The 15,770-nt window shown below is 73.9% G+C and carries 20 protein-coding genes and 2 tRNA genes; 15 read left to right on the forward strand and 7 right to left on the reverse strand.

Annotation, left to right across the window (positions count from 1 at the left end):
• Positions 1 to 39: 39 nt before the first annotated feature.
• Entirely contained in the window at positions 40 to 864 is an 825-nt protein-coding gene (locus tag FJQ57_RS06375; RefSeq protein WP_139978319.1) for a peptidoglycan recognition protein family protein, read from the reverse strand.
• Positions 842 to 1,051, reverse strand: coding sequence for a hypothetical protein (locus FJQ57_RS06380; protein ID WP_139978320.1), 210 nt, complete (start codon positions 1,049 to 1,051; stop codon positions 842 to 844). The genes FJQ57_RS06375 and FJQ57_RS06380 overlap by 23 nt, the downstream gene beginning before the upstream one ends.
• A 91-nt stretch (positions 1,052 to 1,142) precedes the next feature.
• Here FJQ57_RS06380 and FJQ57_RS06385 point away from each other — a divergent pair, with 91 nt between their 5' ends.
• Positions 1,143 to 2,018, forward strand: coding sequence for a hypothetical protein (locus FJQ57_RS06385; RefSeq protein WP_139978321.1), 876 nt, complete (start codon positions 1,143 to 1,145; stop codon positions 2,016 to 2,018).
• On the opposite strand, the gene glgX is transcribed toward FJQ57_RS06385, so the two are convergent.
• Positions 1,957 to 4,131, reverse strand: coding sequence for a glycogen debranching protein GlgX (gene glgX, locus FJQ57_RS06390; RefSeq protein ID WP_139978322.1), 2,175 nt, complete (start codon positions 4,129 to 4,131; stop codon positions 1,957 to 1,959). The genes FJQ57_RS06385 and glgX overlap by 62 nt on opposite strands.
• 67 nt (positions 4,132 to 4,198) lie before the next feature.
• Between glgX and FJQ57_RS06395 the strand changes: the two genes are divergently transcribed.
• The 4 genes from FJQ57_RS06395 to FJQ57_RS06410 all read left to right on the forward strand — a co-directional run bounded on the left by FJQ57_RS06395 (position 4,199) and on the right by FJQ57_RS06410 (position 7,493).
• Entirely contained in the window at positions 4,199 to 4,978 is a 780-nt protein-coding gene (locus FJQ57_RS06395; protein ID WP_139978323.1) for an enoyl-CoA hydratase/isomerase family protein, read from the forward strand.
• A gap of 1 nt (position 4,979) precedes the next feature.
• On the forward strand, positions 4,980 to 5,510 hold the full coding sequence (locus FJQ57_RS06400; RefSeq protein WP_139978324.1) for a hypothetical protein: 531 nt from the start codon (positions 4,980 to 4,982) through the stop codon (positions 5,508 to 5,510).
• A gap of 210 nt (positions 5,511 to 5,720) precedes the next feature.
• Positions 5,721 to 6,491, forward strand: coding sequence for an electron transfer flavoprotein subunit beta/FixA family protein (locus FJQ57_RS06405; RefSeq protein ID WP_246081615.1), 771 nt, complete (start codon positions 5,721 to 5,723; stop codon positions 6,489 to 6,491).
• 48 nt (positions 6,492 to 6,539) lie between these two features.
• The gene (locus FJQ57_RS06410; RefSeq protein WP_139978326.1) at positions 6,540 to 7,493 is read left to right on the forward strand and encodes an electron transfer flavoprotein subunit alpha/FixB family protein; all 954 of its coding nucleotides are present in this window, start codon (positions 6,540 to 6,542) and stop codon (positions 7,491 to 7,493) included.
• Positions 7,494 to 7,680: 187 nt separating this feature from the next.
• On the opposite strand, the gene FJQ57_RS06415 is transcribed toward FJQ57_RS06410, so the two are convergent.
• Positions 7,681 to 8,244, reverse strand: coding sequence for a hypothetical protein (locus FJQ57_RS06415; RefSeq protein ID WP_139978327.1), 564 nt, complete (start codon positions 8,242 to 8,244; stop codon positions 7,681 to 7,683).
• 65 nt (positions 8,245 to 8,309) lie between these two features.
• Between FJQ57_RS06415 and FJQ57_RS06420 the strand changes: the two genes are divergently transcribed.
• The 9 genes from FJQ57_RS06420 to FJQ57_RS22310 all read left to right on the forward strand — a co-directional run bounded on the left by FJQ57_RS06420 (position 8,310) and on the right by FJQ57_RS22310 (position 12,887).
• On the forward strand, positions 8,310 to 9,572 hold the full coding sequence (locus FJQ57_RS06420) for a glutamate-5-semialdehyde dehydrogenase (RefSeq protein WP_139978328.1): 1,263 nt from the start codon (positions 8,310 to 8,312) through the stop codon (positions 9,570 to 9,572).
• A gap of 34 nt (positions 9,573 to 9,606) precedes the next feature.
• Entirely contained in the window at positions 9,607 to 10,236 is a 630-nt protein-coding gene (locus FJQ57_RS06425; RefSeq protein WP_139978329.1) for a CDP-alcohol phosphatidyltransferase family protein, read from the forward strand.
• Positions 10,237 to 10,239: 3 nt separating this feature from the next.
• Positions 10,240 to 10,722 carry an SNARE-associated domain-containing protein gene (locus tag FJQ57_RS06430; RefSeq protein WP_139978330.1) on the forward strand — a complete coding sequence of 161 codons (483 nt, stop codon included), beginning with the start codon at positions 10,240 to 10,242 and terminating at the stop codon, positions 10,720 to 10,722.
• Between the two features lie 57 nt (positions 10,723 to 10,779).
• On the forward strand, positions 10,780 to 10,947 hold the full coding sequence (locus FJQ57_RS22305; protein WP_170219296.1) for a hypothetical protein: 168 nt from the start codon (positions 10,780 to 10,782) through the stop codon (positions 10,945 to 10,947).
• A gap of 4 nt (positions 10,948 to 10,951) precedes the next feature.
• Positions 10,952 to 11,584 carry a nicotinate-nucleotide adenylyltransferase gene (nadD, locus tag FJQ57_RS06435; protein ID WP_281284231.1) on the forward strand — a complete coding sequence of 211 codons (633 nt, stop codon included), beginning with the start codon at positions 10,952 to 10,954 and terminating at the stop codon, positions 11,582 to 11,584.
• A gap of 12 nt (positions 11,585 to 11,596) precedes the next feature.
• A complete protein-coding gene (gene rsfS / locus FJQ57_RS06440; protein ID WP_139978331.1) occupies positions 11,597 to 11,974 on the forward strand; it encodes a ribosome silencing factor in 378 nt (125 codons plus the stop codon).
• The gene (locus FJQ57_RS06445) at positions 11,971 to 12,588 is read left to right on the forward strand and encodes a histidine phosphatase family protein (protein WP_170219297.1); all 618 of its coding nucleotides are present in this window, start codon (positions 11,971 to 11,973) and stop codon (positions 12,586 to 12,588) included. Before rsfS ends, FJQ57_RS06445 begins: the two co-directional genes overlap by 4 nt.
• Positions 12,589 to 12,660: 72 nt before the next feature.
• A tRNA-Ala gene (locus tag FJQ57_RS06450) sits at positions 12,661 to 12,733 on the forward strand.
• A 75-nt stretch (positions 12,734 to 12,808) separates the two neighbouring features.
• A tRNA-OTHER gene (locus FJQ57_RS22310) sits at positions 12,809 to 12,887 on the forward strand.
• Positions 12,888 to 13,099: 212 nt separating this feature from the next.
• On the opposite strand, the gene FJQ57_RS06455 is transcribed toward FJQ57_RS22310, so the two are convergent.
• Positions 13,100 to 14,221: an FUSC family protein gene (locus FJQ57_RS06455; RefSeq protein ID WP_139978333.1), complete on the reverse strand. Its 1,122-nt coding sequence runs from the start codon at positions 14,219 to 14,221 to the stop codon at positions 13,100 to 13,102.
• Between the two features lie 115 nt (positions 14,222 to 14,336).
• On the opposite strand from FJQ57_RS06455, the gene FJQ57_RS06460 reads away from it, so the two are divergent.
• Positions 14,337 to 14,774: a hypothetical protein gene (locus FJQ57_RS06460; RefSeq protein ID WP_139978334.1), complete on the forward strand. Its 438-nt coding sequence runs from the start codon at positions 14,337 to 14,339 to the stop codon at positions 14,772 to 14,774.
• Positions 14,775 to 14,784: 10 nt separating this feature from the next.
• Here the strand turns inward: FJQ57_RS06460 and FJQ57_RS06465 are convergent, their stop codons facing one another.
• Both FJQ57_RS06465 and FJQ57_RS06470 read right to left on the reverse strand, forming a co-directional pair.
• Positions 14,785 to 15,348, reverse strand: coding sequence for a hypothetical protein (locus tag FJQ57_RS06465; RefSeq protein ID WP_139978335.1), 564 nt, complete (start codon positions 15,346 to 15,348; stop codon positions 14,785 to 14,787).
• Positions 15,349 to 15,352: 4 nt separating this feature from the next.
• Positions 15,353 to 15,688 carry an antibiotic biosynthesis monooxygenase family protein gene (locus FJQ57_RS06470; protein ID WP_139978336.1) on the reverse strand — a complete coding sequence of 112 codons (336 nt, stop codon included), beginning with the start codon at positions 15,686 to 15,688 and terminating at the stop codon, positions 15,353 to 15,355.
• Positions 15,689 to 15,770: the final 82 nt, after the last annotated feature.

A 15,770-nucleotide genomic window follows, 5' to 3' on the forward strand; every position in this document is an offset into this window, starting at 1 on the left:
CGTACGACGGCCGCGCGCGTCAGCCCCGCCGGGGGTCGCTCAGCAGCTCGGGACGGGGAGGCTGGCGGGGCCCTGGATGAACACGTTGCTGACGTAGCCGGCGTACGGGCTGGAGATCCGCGACCAGAGGTCGTTGGTGTACCCGTTGGCGGTGACCGTCTGGCCGGCGACCTGGCACTCGACGTAGACCGTGCGGGGGGCGGTGCCGAGGTTGCCGACGGGCGTGCCGGAGGTGGACGGCGTGGGCCGCACGTTGACGTTGCTGGAGTAGACGGTGAACGGTGTCCCGCTCGGCCCACCGCCGCTGCTGCCCATCAGCCGGGCCACGTCGGCGCGCATCGTGTCGAGGTCGATGAACGACGGGTCGATCTTCCCGGTCGTGCTGGTCTCCCGATGCCCGCGGGCGTACGACGCGTCGCGGCCCAGCTGGCGCAGCACGGCCGCGGTGGCCTTGAGCGAGGCGTCGTACTGAGCGGAGGTCATCTGTTGCACCACCCCGCCGCCCCCGTCGCCGGCGTAGTCGATCTCCCAGCCGATGAGCATGACGTTGCCGCTGCCGGCGGGGACGGGGCCGCTGGCCCGGGCGGTCCCGGCGTGGTTGGCGTAGTTGGCCGAGACGAGGTGGAAGACGCCGAAGTAGTCGACGAGGGCGTGGCACAGCGGGCCGGGCAGGTCGGCGCGACCGTTGATGCAGACGCCGAGCGCCGGCGACGGGTTGCTGGCGCTGCTGGGGGCGGCGGTGTGGTGCCAGAGCACGCCGATCGGGTCGAGCGTGCCGTTGGCGGTGCGGGTGAGCCAGCCGGGCTCCTCGACCACCTGCACGCCGGCGGCCCGCAGGACGTCACCGAGCCACGAGATCCGCACGGGTCACCTCCCCGCTGGCGATGAGGTCGGCCAGGCACTCCGGCGGCGCGGCGGCCGGCGCGACGGCCGGCGCGACGGCCCGGGCGGCCGCGGCAGCCGCCGGCAGGACGGCGGCGGCCACGGGGGCTGCGAGGGCGCCGAGCACGAGGCGGCGCCGGACGGGGTCGACGGGTCCGGGGGTGGGCATGGCGCCACCCCACCACCGCCGGCGTCCCCGGCTCGACGGGGAGAACCCTTGCGTCCCGCCTGCTGTCGGAGCCGTGGGGCACGATGCCGCCATGGCCCCGCCGGTCCCGCCCCCGCCGCCCGCGCTGGCGGGCTCGCGCCTGCTCGCCCTGGTGTGGCGCTGGGCGCACCGGCTACCGCTGGCGCCGTCGTACACCTTCGCGCCGGCGCCGCACGGCGAGGAGGTGGCGGTCTTCCGCTACGGGCCGTCCTACCTGGCGATGCGGGTGGTCATCGGCGTCGTCGGGCTGCTCGTGCCGGTCGCGGTCGTCGTGCTCGACGTCGCCGTGGAGGGCCGGATCGCGGTGCGCGGGTCGGTCTCGGCCTACTTCTTCTCGCCGTCGCGGGAGGTCTTCGTGGGCTGCCTGTCGGCGGTCGCGTTCCTGCTCGTGACCTACATGTGGGCGCACCGCCGCACCGTCGACTTCGCCGCCAGCCTGCTCGCGGGCCTCGGCGTGCTCGTGGTGGTGCACGCTCCCACCCGGCGCTCCTCCCCGGCCGACGAGCCGACCTGGCTGCAGTCGGCGATCGGGGAGGACCCGACGTGGGTGCTCCACGTCGCCGGCGCGGCGACGTTCGTCGGCTGCAGCGTGGTGCTCTCGGTGGTCTACGCGATGCGCGAGCTGCGCTTCGGGCTCACCGCCGTCGACCCCGACCCCCACGCCGTACGACGTGCGCGGCTCTACCTCGCCCTGGCCGGGATCACGCTGGTCGGCGTCGCGACGCTGCTGGTCTCGACGTTCGCCGGCGAGCTGGTCGCGTTCTGGGCCTTCGCGGTCTCGTGGCTGGTGGCCAGCCGCGCGCTCCGCTCGCCCCTGCGCCGGGTGCGGGCCGGCCGGGCCGGCCGGGCCGGCAGGTCGGCGGCGCTCAGGCCTCGCGCAGCACCACGACCGCCGGACCCGACAGGCGGAGCACCGACCCGTCGCTGACGGTCGTCCCGACCGCGACCTCGGGGTCGGTGGAGACCACGACCTCGCCCGAGCGCGACCACGGGTTGCGGGGGAGGACGACGTCGATCGGGTCGGCGCCGGCGTGGAACCACGTCACGAACGAGGCGTCGGCCATCTGCTCGCCGCGTGGCCCGGGCGAGCGCAGCGGGGTGCCGAGCACGAACATGCCGAGCGTGGCCAGTGACTCGTCGTGCCAGTCGTCGGTGGTCATCTCGCGGCCGTCGGGGTGCAGCCAGGCGAGGTCCTTGGGGCCTCCGGTGATGGTCGGACGCCCCTCGAACCAGTGCCGCTGGCGCAGGGCCTCGTGCTCGCGGCGCAGCCGCAGCGCCGCGCGCACCACCTCGTAGACGTCGAGCCACGCGTCGTCGGGGCGCCAGTCGACCCAGGAGGTCGCGTTGTCCTGGCAGTAGGCGTTGTTGTTGCCGCCCTGGGTGCGCCCGCGCTCGTCACCCATCGTCAGCATCGGGACGCCGTTGCTCAGGCACAGCGTGACCATGATGTTGGCCGCGGCTCGCCGCCGCGCGGCCTGCACGGCGGGGTCGTCGGTCTCGCCCTCGACCCCGTGGTTGGCCGAGCGGTTGCCGTCGGTGCCGTCGCGGTTGCCCTCGCCGTTGGCCTCGTTGTGCTTGCGCTCGTGGCTGACCAGGTCGCGGGCGGTGAACCCGTCGTGGGCGGTGACGAAGTTGACCGAGGCGTACGGCGAGCGGCCGTCGTCGGCGTACAGGTCGGAGGAGCCCGCGAGGCGGGTCGCCACGTCGCGCACGCCGACCGTCGCGCCGCGCCAGAAGTCGCGGATGGTGTCGCGGTACTGGTCGTTCCACTCCACCCAGGGCGGGGGGCACCGCCCCACGACGTACCCGTCCATGGTGGCGTCCCAGGGCTCCGCGATGAGCTTGACGCCGCGCAGCACCGGGTCCTGGGCGACCACGGTCATGAACCGCGAGCGCAGGTCGACCGCGCGGTCGGTGCGGGCCAGCGCCGAGAGCAGGTCGAAGCGGAACCCGTCGACGTGCATCTCCTCGGTCCAGTAGCGCAGGGAGTCCAGCACGAGGCGCAGGGCGAACGGGTCGTCGGTGTCGACGGTGTTGCCGCAGCCGGTGGCGTCCCAGTAGGGGTCGTCGGCGGCGTCGGGTGCGGGCGGGGCGCCCGGCTCCGGGGGAGCGGGGCGCCGGTAGAACGCCTGGTCGTCGAGCCCCCGGAAGCACAGCGACGGCCCGTCGGGCCCGGCCTCGGCGGTGTGGTTGTAGACGACGTCGAGGTAGACCTCGATGCCCGCGGCGTGGAAGGCGCGCACCATCTCCTTGAACTCCCGCACCTGCCCGCCGCGGTCGCCCGCGGCGGAGTAGGCGCCGTGCGGCGCCAGGAAGCCGATGGTGTTGTAGCCCCAGTAGTTGACCAGCCCACGGGCGGACACCCCGGGCTCGGAGACGAACTGCTGCACCGGCAGCAGCTCGACCGCGGTCACCCCGAGGTCGAGGAGGTAGTCGATGACCGCGGGGGTCGCGAGGCCGGCGTACGTGCCGCGCAGGTGCTCGGGCACCCGGTCGTGCAGGGCGGTCATGCCCTTGACGTGCAGCTCGTAGACGACCGTGTCGCGCCACCGCTGCCGCCGGGGCCGCTCGCCGCCCCAGGCGAAGTCGGGGTCGGGCGCGACGACCACCGACAGCGGCACGTGGCCGAGGGAGTCGAGCTCGTTGCGGACCGTCGGGTCGTCGAGGTCGTGGGCGTACGTCGACTCGTCGGGCACGAAGGCGCCGGAGACCGCGCGGGCGTAGGGGTCGAGCAGCAGCTGGGCCGGGTTGAACCGTGACCCGGACGCCGGGTCCCACGGCCCGTCGACCCGGAACCCGTAGCGCGTGCCCGGCTCGACCCCCGGCACCGCACCGTGCCAGGTGCCGAGGGTGCGCTCGGTCAGCTCGTGGCGCGTCTCGTGGTCGGCGTCGTCGACCAGGCACACCCACACCCGGGTCGCGCGGGGCGCGTGCACGGCGAAGTTGGTCGCCTCGGGCGTCCACGTCGCGCCCAGCGGCTCGAGGCGCCCCGGCCAGACCGCCGCTCGCTCGCCGATCTCGTTCCAGGTGCCCAGGGCCACCCGGGGAATGATAGGGAGGGGCCAGCAGCCCTCCGACGACGGACCAGCAGGTCCAGATGGGACCGACATGGGTGAGTTCGTGCGGCTGGAGGTGTCCGACGGCGTCGGCACGATCCGGCTCGACCGTCCGAAGATGAACGCCATCAGCCTGCAGGTGCAGGCCGAGCTCCGCGAGGTCGCGGCCGAGGCGACGGCGCGCGACGACGTCCGCGCCGTCGTCGTCTACGGCGGCGAGCGGGTCTTCGCGGCCGGTAACGACGTCAAGGAGATGGCCGACCTCTCCTACGCCGACATGGTCCGCCACAGCACGTCGGTCTCCTCCGCGGTCACCGCGGTGGCCCGCATCCCCAAGCCCGTGGTCGCCGCCATCACCGGCTACGCCCTCGGCGGCGGTTGCGAGCTCGCGCTCGCCGCTGACTTCCGCATCGCGGCCGACAACGCGACGCTCGGCCAGCCCGAGGTGCTGCTCGGCATCATCCCCGGCGCCGGCGGCACCCAGCGGCTGCCGCGCCTCGTCGGCCCGAGCCGGGCGAAGGACATCATCTTCACCGGCCGCTTCGTCAAGGCCGACGAGGCGCTCGCCATCGGGATGGTCGACCGCCTCGTCCCCGCCGCCGAGGTCCACGACGCCGCGGTGGCCTGGGCGGCGCAGTTCTCGGCCGCCGCGGCGCTGGCCGTCCGCGCGGCCAAGGAGAGCATCGACCGGGGCCTCGAGGTCGACCTCGAGACCGGGCTGGAGATCGAGCGGGCGCAGTTCGCCGCCACGTTCGCCACCGACGACCGCACCACGGGCATGCGATCGTTCGTCGAGAACGGGCCCGGCCAGGCGACCTTCGAGGGGCGATGAGATGAGCGACGAGACCGAGACCGAGACCGGCAAGACCGGCAAGACCGGCACGACCGGCGGGACCAGCAAGACCGGCGGGACCGGCGGGACCGACGGGACCGACGGGACCACGACCACCGCCGAGGAAGCACCGGCGAGGCGCCGCGGACTGGGCGGCCTGGGCCGTCGTACCGGGGGCGACGAGGCAGGCAGCGGGAGCGGCGACGCCTCGCACGGGGCCCAGGTGGCCAAGGTCCGCACGCTCGTGGCGCGGGTGCTGTGGCTGGTGTGCGCGCTCTTCGCGCTGGTGCTGGCGCTGGCCGTGCTGCTGATCGCGCTCGAGGCCAACGACCGCAACGAGCTGGTGCGCTGGATCATCGCGCGGGCCGCCGACGTCGACCTGCACTACTTCAGCCTCACCAACCCGATCAAGGACTTCGACACCGCCAAGGGTCCGTCCGACGACGTGGGCACCGCGCTGCTCAACTACGGCATCGCGGCGATCGTCTGGCTCGGCATCGGCAAGCTGCTCGACAAGATCGTGCGGCCCTGATCCGGGCCCGAGCGGCCGTTGGATCGTTCACATCACCCCCGTCGGCGTGATGTGGCGCACGTCGGGCCTCGGCTGGGTCACAGGGTGGTCCAGCCGAGGTGACGCGGCGGTAACCTCGAGGACAACGCATCCTCCGGGCCGCAGCGACGGCCCACCGACTGCATCAGGAGGGGCCCCACGGGGCCACACACCATGAACATTGTCGTCTGTGTGAAGTACGTCCCCGACGCCACCGCCGACCGGCGGTTCGAGTCGGACAACACCGTGGACCGCGTGGGCGTCGACGGTCTGCTCTCCGAGCTCGACGAGTACGCCGTCGAGCAGGCCCTCCAGATCAAGGAGAAGGCCGACGGCGACGTGACCGTCACCGCGCTCTGCATCGGGCCCGAGAAGGCCGTCGACGCGGTGCGCAAGGCGCTGCAGATGGGCGCCGACCAGGGTGTCCTCGTCACCGACGAGGCGATCGCCGGGTCCGACTACCTCGCGACCTCGCTCGTCCTGGCCAAGGCCGTGGAGAAGGTCGGCGTCCCCGACCTCGTCATGTGCGGCATGTCGTCGACCGACGGCGCCGGCGCGGTGCTCCCGGCCATGCTGGCCGAGCGTCTCGACCTGCCCCAGGTGACCCTCGCCTCGGTCGTGGAGACCCAGGGCGACCAGGTCCGCGTCAAGCGTGACGGTGACACCGCCACCGAGGTCATCGGCGGCACCATGCCGCTGGTCCTCTCGGTCACCGACCAGACCGGCGAGGCGCGCTACCCGTCGTTCAAGGGGATCATGGCGGCCAAGAAGAAGCCGCTGGAGACCTACTCGCTGGCCGACCTCGGTGTCGACGCCGGCCAGGTCGGCATCGGTGCCGCCTACAGCGCCGTCGAGGACACCGCCGAGCGGCCCCCGCGGTCCGCCGGTGAGGTCGTCAAGGACGAGGACGGGTCCGGCGCCGGTGCGCTGACCGACTTCCTCGTGTCGAAGAAGTTCATCTGAGCCGCGCGCTCGATCCGAGACTGAGCTAGACAGAGGAAGAGGAAACAGATGTCTGAGGTCCTGGTCGTCGTCGACCACGTCGACGGCGCGGTCCGCAAGCCCACCTACGAGCTGCTCACCCTCGCCCGCAAGCTGGGCGAGCCGTCGGCGGTGTTCTTCGGCTCCTCCGAGCAGGGCAGCGCCGCTGCCGAGGCGCTCGGCAAGCACGGCGCCGAGAAGGTGTACGTCGTCGACGACACCGAGATCAAGGGCTACCTCGTGGCCCCGAAGGCCGAGGCCCTGCAGCAGCTGGTCGAGAAGACCTCGCCCGCGGGCGTGCTCTTCGTCTCCGGCTTCGAGGGCAAGGAGGTGGCCGCCCGCCTGGCCATCAAGATCGGCGCCGGCATCATCACCGACGCCGTCGACGTCGAGGACGGCGGCGTGACCACCCAGAGCGTCTTCGCCGGCAACTTCACCGTGCGCTCCAAGGTCACCCAGGGCGTCCCGCTGATCACGGTCAAGCCCAACTCGGCCCAGGTCGAGGAGGTCGGCGCCGCCGGCACCGTCGAGGAGTTCGCCGCGACGATCTCCGACTCGGCCAAGAAGGCGCAGATCGTGGCCTCCCAGCCGCGCAAGTCCTCCGGCCGCCCCGAGCTGCAGGAGGCCGCGATCGTGGTCGCGGGTGGCCGCGGCACCGGTGGCGACTTCACCGCCGTCGAGGGTCTCGCCGACTCCCTCGGTGCCGCCGTCGGGGCCTCCCGCGCCGCCGTCGACTCCGGCTGGGTGCCCCACAGCTACCAGATCGGCCAGACCGGCAAGACCGTCTCGCCGCAGCTGTACGTCGCCGCCGGCATCTCCGGTGCCATCCAGCACCGCGCCGGCATGCAGACCTCCAAGACCATCGTCGCGGTCAACAAGGACGAGGAGGCGCCGATCTTCGAGCTGGTCGACTTCGGCGTCGTCGGCGACCTGCAGTCGGTCCTCCCGGCCGCCAAGGACGCGGTCGACAAGCGCAAGGGCTGACCACACCGGGTCGCTCCCCGCAGCATCCACGACCCCGCCGGCCTCCCGCCGGCGGGGTCGTTGGCGTCTTGACAGCCCCACCGGTCCCACAACGGCGGTAGTCCCTGGCAAGGATCACGGGTCGGCGGCCCGGCACCCGTGATTCTTGCCAGGGACCATCGTCCGCCGGCGGCCAGCGGGCAGGCGGTCAGGACCGGGGACGACCGAGGCCGAGGCCGCGCTCGGGGGAGGGGAGGCGGCCACCGGTGACGGTCTCGATCGCGTTGAGCACCTGCCGCTCGTCGGGCACCATCCCGCGCAGCGGCACCTGCACGGCCAGGGGCGGCGCGGCCCCCAGCGACCGCGTCAGGCCGGTGGCGCGGGGCGAGCGCTGCTGCGCCGCCCTCGCCGCATCGGTCTCCAGCACCAGGACCCGGTCGATGCTGCCGATCACGTACGCGTCGTGCACCTGCTCCCAACGCCACCCCTCGGTCCCGCCGCGGCGCACCCGTACCAGACCAGCCGGTCGCACCTGCAGCTCCTGCCGCGAGGGCCGTCGTACGACGACCGCGACCGCCCCCAGCGCGAACACCGCGCCACCGAGCGAGAGGCCGACCCCGTCGTCGAGGACCCCTCGCGCGAGCTGCACGAGCCCCCAGGCGAGGGCGAGCACCGATGCGGCCGCCACGGCCAGGGCGAGGCACTCGCCCTGCGAGAGGTGCCACCGATCGGACCGGGAGACCAGCACGGGCGCGTCGTCGTCGGGCTGCACGGGGGGAAGGATGCGTCGCCGAGACCGGGCGCAAACGGCGCCACCGCCTCACTACGCTTCGACCCGTGACCGACGCCCAGGACCCGACCCAGACCGTCGCCGACCTCGCCACCCGGGCCCGCGAGGCGTCGTACGACCTGGCGCTGGCGACCCGCGGGGCCAAGGACGCGGCCCTGCACGCGATGGCCGACGCCCTGCTGGCCCGCGGCACCGAGGTGCTCGCCGCCAACGCCGACGACGTGGCGCGCGCCGAGGCCGACGGCACCCCCGCCAACGTGGTCGACCGGCTGCGCCTGACCGACGAGCGGCTGGCGGGCATGGCGCAGGGGCTGCGCGACGTCGCCGGGCTGCCCGACCCCGTCGGCGAGGTCGTGCGGGGCAGCACGCTGGCCAACGGGCTCGAGCTGCGGCAGGTGCGGGTGCCGTTCGGCGTGGTCGGGATGATCTACGAGGCGCGCCCCAACGTCACCGCCGACGCCGCGGGCATCTGCCTGAAGTCCGGCAACGCGGTGCTCCTGCGCGGCAGCGGCAGCGCCGCCGCCTCCAACGCCGCGATCGTCACGGTGCTGCGCGACGCCGTGGCCGGCGCCGGGCTGCCCGCCGACGCCGTCCAGCTCGTCCCGGCCGAGACCCGCGAGACCGTCAAGGCCCTGATGCGGGCCCGGGGGCTCGTCGACGTGCTCATCCCGCGTGGGGGAGCGGGCCTGATCCAGTCCGTCGTCGACGAGTCGACGGTGCCGGTCATCGAGACCGGGGTCGGCAACTGCCACGTGTACGTCGACGCCAGCGCCGACCTCGACCAGGCGCTGGCCGTGGTGCTCAACGCCAAGACCCACCGCACCAGCGTCTGCAACAGCGCCGAGTCGCTGCTGGTCCACGCCGGCCTGGCCGAGACCTTCCTGCCGCGCGTGGTGACGGCCCTGCAGGACGCCGGCGTCACGGTGCACGGCGACGAGGTGGTCGCCGCGCTCCCGGGCGTCGTGCCGGCCACCGACGACGACCACGCGCGCGAGTACCTCTCCCTCGACATCTCCGCGGCCGTCGTGGCCGACGTCGACGCGGCCGTCGCCCACATCCGGCGCTTCTCCAGCGGGCACACCGAGGCCGTCCTGGCCCGCGACCTCGACGTCACCCGTCGGTTCGTGGCCGCCGTCGACAGCGCCGCGGTGCTGGTCAACGCCAGCACCCGGTTCACCGACGGGGGTGAGCTCGGCTTCGGTGCCGAGATCGGCATCAGCACCCAGAAGCTGCACGCCCGCGGCCCCATGGGCCTGCCCGAGATGACCTCCACCAAGTACGTCGTCACGGGCGACGGCCACGTGCGTTGAGCCCGGGCGCTGCGGCCGGGATAGGGTCGCGGCCGTGACTGCCGCCCGCGCGACGCACGCCGACCCGGCGGTCGAGCGGCTGTGGACCGGCGCGACGGTCATCACCGCGGTCCGCACGGTCGCCTCGCTCGCGCTCTGCCTGGTCGGGCTGTGGCAGGAGGAGCTGGCCTGGCTGGTCGCCGGCCTGGCGACGTACTGGGTGGGCGACATGGCCGACGGTGCGTGGGCCCGGCTGCGCGACTGCGAGACCCGCATCGGGGCGGTCGTCGACATGCTGTGCGACCGGCTCAACTGCGCGGCGTTCTACTTGTGCTTCGCCGCCCTCGAGCACGAGATGATCCTGCCGGTCGCGGTCTACCTGGCCGAGTTCCTGGTCATCGACTTCTTCCTCTCGCTGGCCTTCCTGGCCTGGCCGATCCGCAGCCCCAACTACTTCTACGAGGTCGACGAGCGCATCTACCGCTGGAACTGGTCCAAGCCGGCCAAGGCGGTCAACTCCTCCCTGTTCGCGGTGCTGCTGCTCGTCACCGGGTGGTGGGCGCTCGGCCTGGCCATCGCGATCGCACTGACGGTGCTCAAGTGCGTCTCGCTGCGCTGGCTGCTCCAGCTCGGCCTGCCGGTGCCGGTGCGCACGGCCGAGCCCGCGGGCCAGCCCCTCCGGTAGCCGGTGGACGTCCTCGTCTGGCCGGCCATGGTCCTGCTCAGCGCCGCCCTGGCGCTGGCGCCCTTCCCGCCGTTCGAGGCGGCCGGGCTGGCGCTGGCCGAGGCCGCGCCGTCCGGCCCGGTCGCTGCGGTCGCGCTCGGCGTGCTGGCGGGCGCGGGCGCGACGCTGGGCAAGCTGCTCTGGTACGAAGCGGCCCGCCGCAGCACCGAGTCGCGCTGGGTGCAGAAGAAGATCGGCAGGGCCAAGGTCCGCGCCGCCTACGACCGTTGGACCGCGCGCGTCGACGGCCGCCCCGTGTACGCCGGCGGGGTCATGTTCGTCGCCGCCTCGGTCGGCCTGCCGCCCCTGCTGGTGATGGCCGCGGTCGCCGGCGTGGTGCGGATGCCGATGTGGGTCTTCGTGCCGACCGTCTTCGTCGGCCGCAGCATCCGGTTCGGGCTGCTGTTCCTCGGCGCCGACGCCGTCCTGCCCGACTTCGCGCACTAGCCCCGGTCGGGCCGGTCTGCCGCCAGGGGTGAGGCCGGCGCCCGCTACGATCCCCCCATGGCGCTGACCTCCGTGACGACCGTCCTGACCACCGTGGCGGCCGAGTCGGGCGAGCACTCCGACCCCGCCGTGCCGGTCTGGGTGGTCGGGCTGATCGCCTTCGGCATCCTGCTGGCGCTGCTCGTCGGCGTCGTCGCCTTCGGCGGGGGCCGCGAGCACTCCTGAGCCGGTGTCGCTCCCCGTGGGGTCCGCCGCCGAGGCACCCGTACGCCGTCGCATCGGCGTCATGGGCGGCACCTTCGACCCCATCCACCACGGCCACCTCGTCGCGGCCTCGGAGGTGCAGGCCTGGTTCGACCTCGACGAGGTCGTCTTCGTGCCGACCGGCCGGCCGTGGCAGAAGTCCGGGCGCGACGTCTCGCCGCCCGAGCACCGCTACCTGATGACGGTGGTCGCCACGGCGGCCAACCCGCGCTTCCGCGTCTCGCGCGTCGACATCGACCGGGACGGGCCGACGTACACGATCGACACGCTGCAGGACCTCGCCGCCGAGCTGCCCGACGCCGACCTGTTCTTCATCACCGGCGCCGACGCGCTCAGCGAGATCTTCAGCTGGCGTGACCACGAGCGGCTCTTCGACCTGGCCCACTTCGTGGGGTGCACCCGTCCCGGCGCCGACCTCACGGCCTCGACCATCGAGCAGATCCCGCACGACCGGGTGACGCTCCTGGAGGTGCCGGCCCTGGCCATCTCCTCCACCGACTGCCGTGCCCGCCAGCGTGCGGGCCGCCCCGTCTGGTACCTCGTGCCCGACGGTGTGGTGCAGTACATCCACAAGCACCGCCTCTACTCGGAAGCCTGAGCTGACCCACCCATGACCGCCACCGACCACGCCATCGAGCTCGTGCACGCCGCCGCCCGCGCGGCGAGCGACAAGCTGGCCCAGCAGATCATCGCCTTCGACGTCAGCGACCAACTGGCCATCACCGACGCCTTCGTGCTCGCCTCGGCCACCAACGACCGCCAGGTCAAGGCCATCGTCGACGAGGTCGAGGACAAGCTGCGCGAGATCGGCGCCAAGCCCGTGCGGCGCGAGGGCGAGCGCGACGGCCGGTGGGTGCTCATCGACTACGGCGAGATCGTCGTGCACGTCCAGCACGAGGAGGAGCGGCAGTTCTACGCCCTCGAGCGGCTCTGGCGCGACTGCCCGACCATCACGCTGCCCGCCGACGTCGTCTCGCACGAGCGGTGAGCGCGGGCGCCCGACTCGTCCTCCTCCGCCACGGCCGCACCGCCTGGAACGCCAGCGGCCGCATCCAGGGCCAGCTCGACGTCGGCCTCGACGACGTCGGCGTCGCCCAGGCGGCCCGCACCGCACCCGTCGTGGCCGCGCTGGCCCCGGTCGTGCTGCACTGCTCCGACCTGCGCCGGACCCGGATGACCGTCGAGCCGCTCGCCGCGGCCACCGGGCTGCCGGTCACCTACGACGAGCGCCTGCGCGAGCTCACCTTCGGCGCCTACGAGGGCCTCGAGCGCAGCGACCTCGCCGATCGCGACCCCGCGTCGTACGCCGCCCTGCGCCGGGGCGACTACGAGCGGGTCCGCCACGCCGAGCCGACCGACGAGGTCACCGCCCGCATGCTCGCCGTGCTGACCGCGCTGCTCGGCGGCCTGGGCGACGACCAGACCGCCGTCGCCGTCAGCCACGGCGCCGCGATCCGGATCGCCGTCGGCGCCCTGCTGGGCTGGCCCGAGGGCGTCTTCCGCACCCTCGGCGGCCTGGACAACTGCGGCTGGGTCGAGCTGCGCCGCCACCCCGAGACGGGCGTGCTGCGGCTCGAGGCCTACAACCGCACGGCGTCCTGACCGGCTGCCGTCCACGGAGGGGACCCGATTTCACATCGTCGTCACCCATTGGCTAAAGTTCTCGTTGTTCACGGGGGTGTGGCGCAGCTGGTAGCGCACCTGCATGGCATGCAGGGGGTCAGGGGTTCGAGTCCCCTCACCTCCACCGCGAACGCAAGGCCCGGTCCGACGAGGACCGGGCCTTCGTCATTTCCTCGGCCGGGCCGGCTGCGGTCGACGTGGTGGGGCGCAGCTGGTAGCGGCTCTGCCTCTGAGGCATGGCATGCAGGGGGTCAGGGGTTCGAGTCCCCTCACCTCCACCGCGAACGCAAGGCCCGGTCCGATGAGGACCGGGCCTTCGTCATTTCCTCGGCCGGGCCGGCTGCGGTCGACGTGGTGGGGCGCAGCTGGTAGCGGCTCTGTCTCCTGAGGCATGGCATGCAGGGGGTCAGGGGTTCGAGTCCCCTCACCTCCACCGCGAACGCAAGGCCCGGTCCGACGAGGACCGGGCCTTCGTCGTCCTCGGGCCGGCTCACTCGCCGCGAGCGACCTCGCGGCGCAGCTGCGCCCGCCGCCGCACGAGCGCAGCCACCGGCACGGGCGGCTCGCCGAGCGGGTTGACCCGGGCGACCTCGTCCATCGCGGCCATCACGTTGCGCAGGTTGGTCAGCACGCCGCCGTACTCCGGCCACAGCTCGAGCCGCAGGCCCTCGGCGTGCAGGGACGAGATGACCTCGTCGAGCCGGGCTCGGGCCCGCAGGAGGGGGTCGACCTCGGCGTCGACGATCGCGTCGCCGGCCTCGGTCAGCAGGTCGGCGAAGCACTCGCGGAAGGCGTCGTCCCACGTGCGGCCCGCGGCCAGGCTGTGGCCGAAGGTGCGGGCCAGGCTGCGCGACTCGGCCACGGCCTGCTCGAGCCGCTGGAGCAGCTCGTACCAGTCCTGCGGGTCGCGCAGCTGCCTGGCCGAGCGGCGGGGGTTGAGCCGGGCGCTCTCGACCGCCTGGCGCACCAGCGCCCACGCCTCGTCGATCAGCTCGTCGAGGTCGCGGGTGCGCTGGACCCACTCCTCGACCAGGTCGGGGGAGACGCCGTCGCGCAGGCCGTGGCCCATCTCGCAGACCAGCTCGCCGAGCCGGTCGTCGATGCGGTCGATCGCCCGCACCGCCGTGCGCCGGCGCAGCGGCGGCCAGACGACGAGGTTGACTGCGATGCCGACGCCGATGCCGATCGCGGTGTCGAGCAGCCGGGCCAGCAGGACCGTGTCGTCGTCGGAGAAGCCCGTGGCCACGACCACGAGCGCGGTGGCCGCGACCGTCGTCTCCTGCCCGTCGAACCACGGCAGAGCCCCGACCACGAGCCCGAGCAGGACCGCGAGGGCCACGGTGGTGACGCTGAGGCCGAGCAGGTTGCCGACGGCCGAGGCGAGCAGCACGCCGGCCACGGTGGCGGCCACCTGGCGCGTGCCCTGGCTGACCGTCTTGTAGACGGTGCCGTGCACCACCAGGATGGCCGCCCACGGCGCCAGGAAGGGTTGCTCGAGCCCGAACGTGTCGGCCGCCAGGACCCACGCCAGCGTGGCGGCCACGGCGGTCTTGGCCAGCTGCGTGACGTCGTTCCAGAAGATCGGGTCGCGCAGGCGGGCGCGCTCGGACATCGTGGGTCTCCCTCCCCACCGGCCGCGGCGAGCGGCCAGCGCTCCAGCGAAGCACAGCCCGGGTCCGGTCTGGTCCCCCCGACGGTGGGCTGGTGGCACCCGGCAGCATGGGGGAGTGAGCGACGCCTCCGACCTGCGCTGGTCGACCCACGCCGACCCCGACTTCCTGGTCCTGCAACCCGCCCCGGTGCCCGCGGTGTCGGACGGCCGGCCGGTCGACGTGCTCCGCGAGCTGTTCGCCCGGCGCGGGTTCCGCCCGGTCGCGGAGGCCGAGCGCCTCGACCTCGGCGCGTCCAGCGGGTGCCTGCTCTCGCGCGGCGACGACGGCGAGGTGGCCCTGCTCGTCACGATCAGCGAGCGGGCCGGGGCCACCCGCTTCGCCCTGCCCGGGCTCGACCCGGAGTGGTGGGCACGGGCGGTCCAGGTCGGTCACGCCGCCGTGCTCGTCTCCTCGGCGGCCCTGGGCCTCGAGGGCCCGGTCGACCGCGACCAGCTCCGGGCCGACGTCGAGGCGGGCGGCGTCGTCGCCGCGCTGGTGCCGGCCGCCGGCTGAACAGGCGGGCTCAGCCGAGGGGCACACGGCGCGCGAGGTCTGCCAGGAACGCCTCGTCACCGCCGCGGACGGTGGCCAGGTCGAGCAGCACCACGCTGTCGGGATCGTGGGCCTCCCAGCGCGGGAACGTCCGCTGGGTCGCCAGCGGGTCGAGCACCGCCAGCTCGCGCGCCCACTGCGCGGCGTACCCCGGGGTGCAGCGGACCCGCAGCTCGCGTCCGCCGGCCGGACCGGGCGTCACGCCGGCTCCCTGGACGAGCGACCACGCCAGGGCGGCCGGCGCCACGCCGGTGCGCTCGAGGCGCAGGCCGCCGGGGTCGAGGACCAGCCGCGCCCCCGACGGGCCCGCGGCCTGGCGGCGCGCCGCGACCAGGACCAGCGCCCCGACCCCGATGCACACCAGCAGGACGAGGAGCCCGAACGCCGCGCCGACCACCCCGCCCGTGGTCGCCCAGGTGCCTCCGCCGACGCCGAGGCCGACGACCAGGGCCGTGACCACCGCGATCACCTGCAGGACTCGGGTGGCGGCCGCCTGCTCCGGCAGGTCGACGCCGTACGACGCGGGCGGCTGCACCGGCTCAGCCCGGTGCGGGCGCCGACCCGCCGGCGATCTCGTAGTTCCAGACCTCGCTGTGCGTGGAGACCGGCCGCGGCGCGTCCCCGCCGGCCCGCTCCTGCGCAGAGCGGTGGCCGTCGGCGAACCCGGGGGAGGAGAGCCACCCCTGGAAGGCCTCCTCGTCGCGCCAGCGCGTGATGACCAGCCACTGGTCGCGGCCGTCGGTCGGCTTGAGCAGCTCGAACCCCTCGAACCCCTCGGCTCCGTCGACGGCCCCGGCCCGCTTGGCGAAGCGGTGGGCGAGCTCGTCGCCACTGTCGGCGGGCACGGTGATGGCGTTGATCTTGATGACGGTCACGCCGCCAGCCTGCCAGGTCGGTCGGCGGCGTTTCCTGGTGAGCCCGGAGGGTAGGTGGGGACGACGCCCGCCCGACCAGGAG

Source organism: Nocardioides litoris, from assembly GCF_006346315.1.
Lineage (GTDB): Bacteria > Actinomycetota > Actinomycetes > Propionibacteriales > Nocardioidaceae > Nocardioides > Nocardioides litoris.

What these genes read in the sequence shown, in the direction of transcription:
- rsfS (WP_139978331.1), top strand. Translation starts at nt 11,597, where the DNA reads ATGACCGCCACCGACCACGCCATCGAGCTCGTGCACGCCGCCGCCCGC.
- FJQ57_RS06395 (WP_139978323.1), top strand. Translation starts at nt 4,199, where the DNA reads ATGGGTGAGTTCGTGCGGCTGGAGGTGTCCGACGGCGTCGGCACGATC.
- FJQ57_RS06455 (WP_139978333.1), bottom strand. Translation starts at nt 14,221, where the DNA reads ATGTCCGAGCGCGCCCGCCTGCGCGACCCGATCTTCTGGAACGACGTC.
- FJQ57_RS06380 (WP_139978320.1), bottom strand. Translation starts at nt 1,051, where the DNA reads ATGCCCACCCCCGGACCCGTCGACCCCGTCCGGCGCCGCCTCGTGCTC.
- FJQ57_RS06385 (WP_139978321.1), top strand. Translation starts at nt 1,143, where the DNA reads ATGGCCCCGCCGGTCCCGCCCCCGCCGCCCGCGCTGGCGGGCTCGCGC.
- FJQ57_RS22305 (WP_170219296.1), top strand. Translation starts at nt 10,780, where the DNA reads ATGGCGCTGACCTCCGTGACGACCGTCCTGACCACCGTGGCGGCCGAG.
- FJQ57_RS06400 (WP_139978324.1), top strand. Translation starts at nt 4,980, where the DNA reads ATGAGCGACGAGACCGAGACCGAGACCGGCAAGACCGGCAAGACCGGC.
- FJQ57_RS06410 (WP_139978326.1), top strand. Translation starts at nt 6,540, where the DNA reads ATGTCTGAGGTCCTGGTCGTCGTCGACCACGTCGACGGCGCGGTCCGC.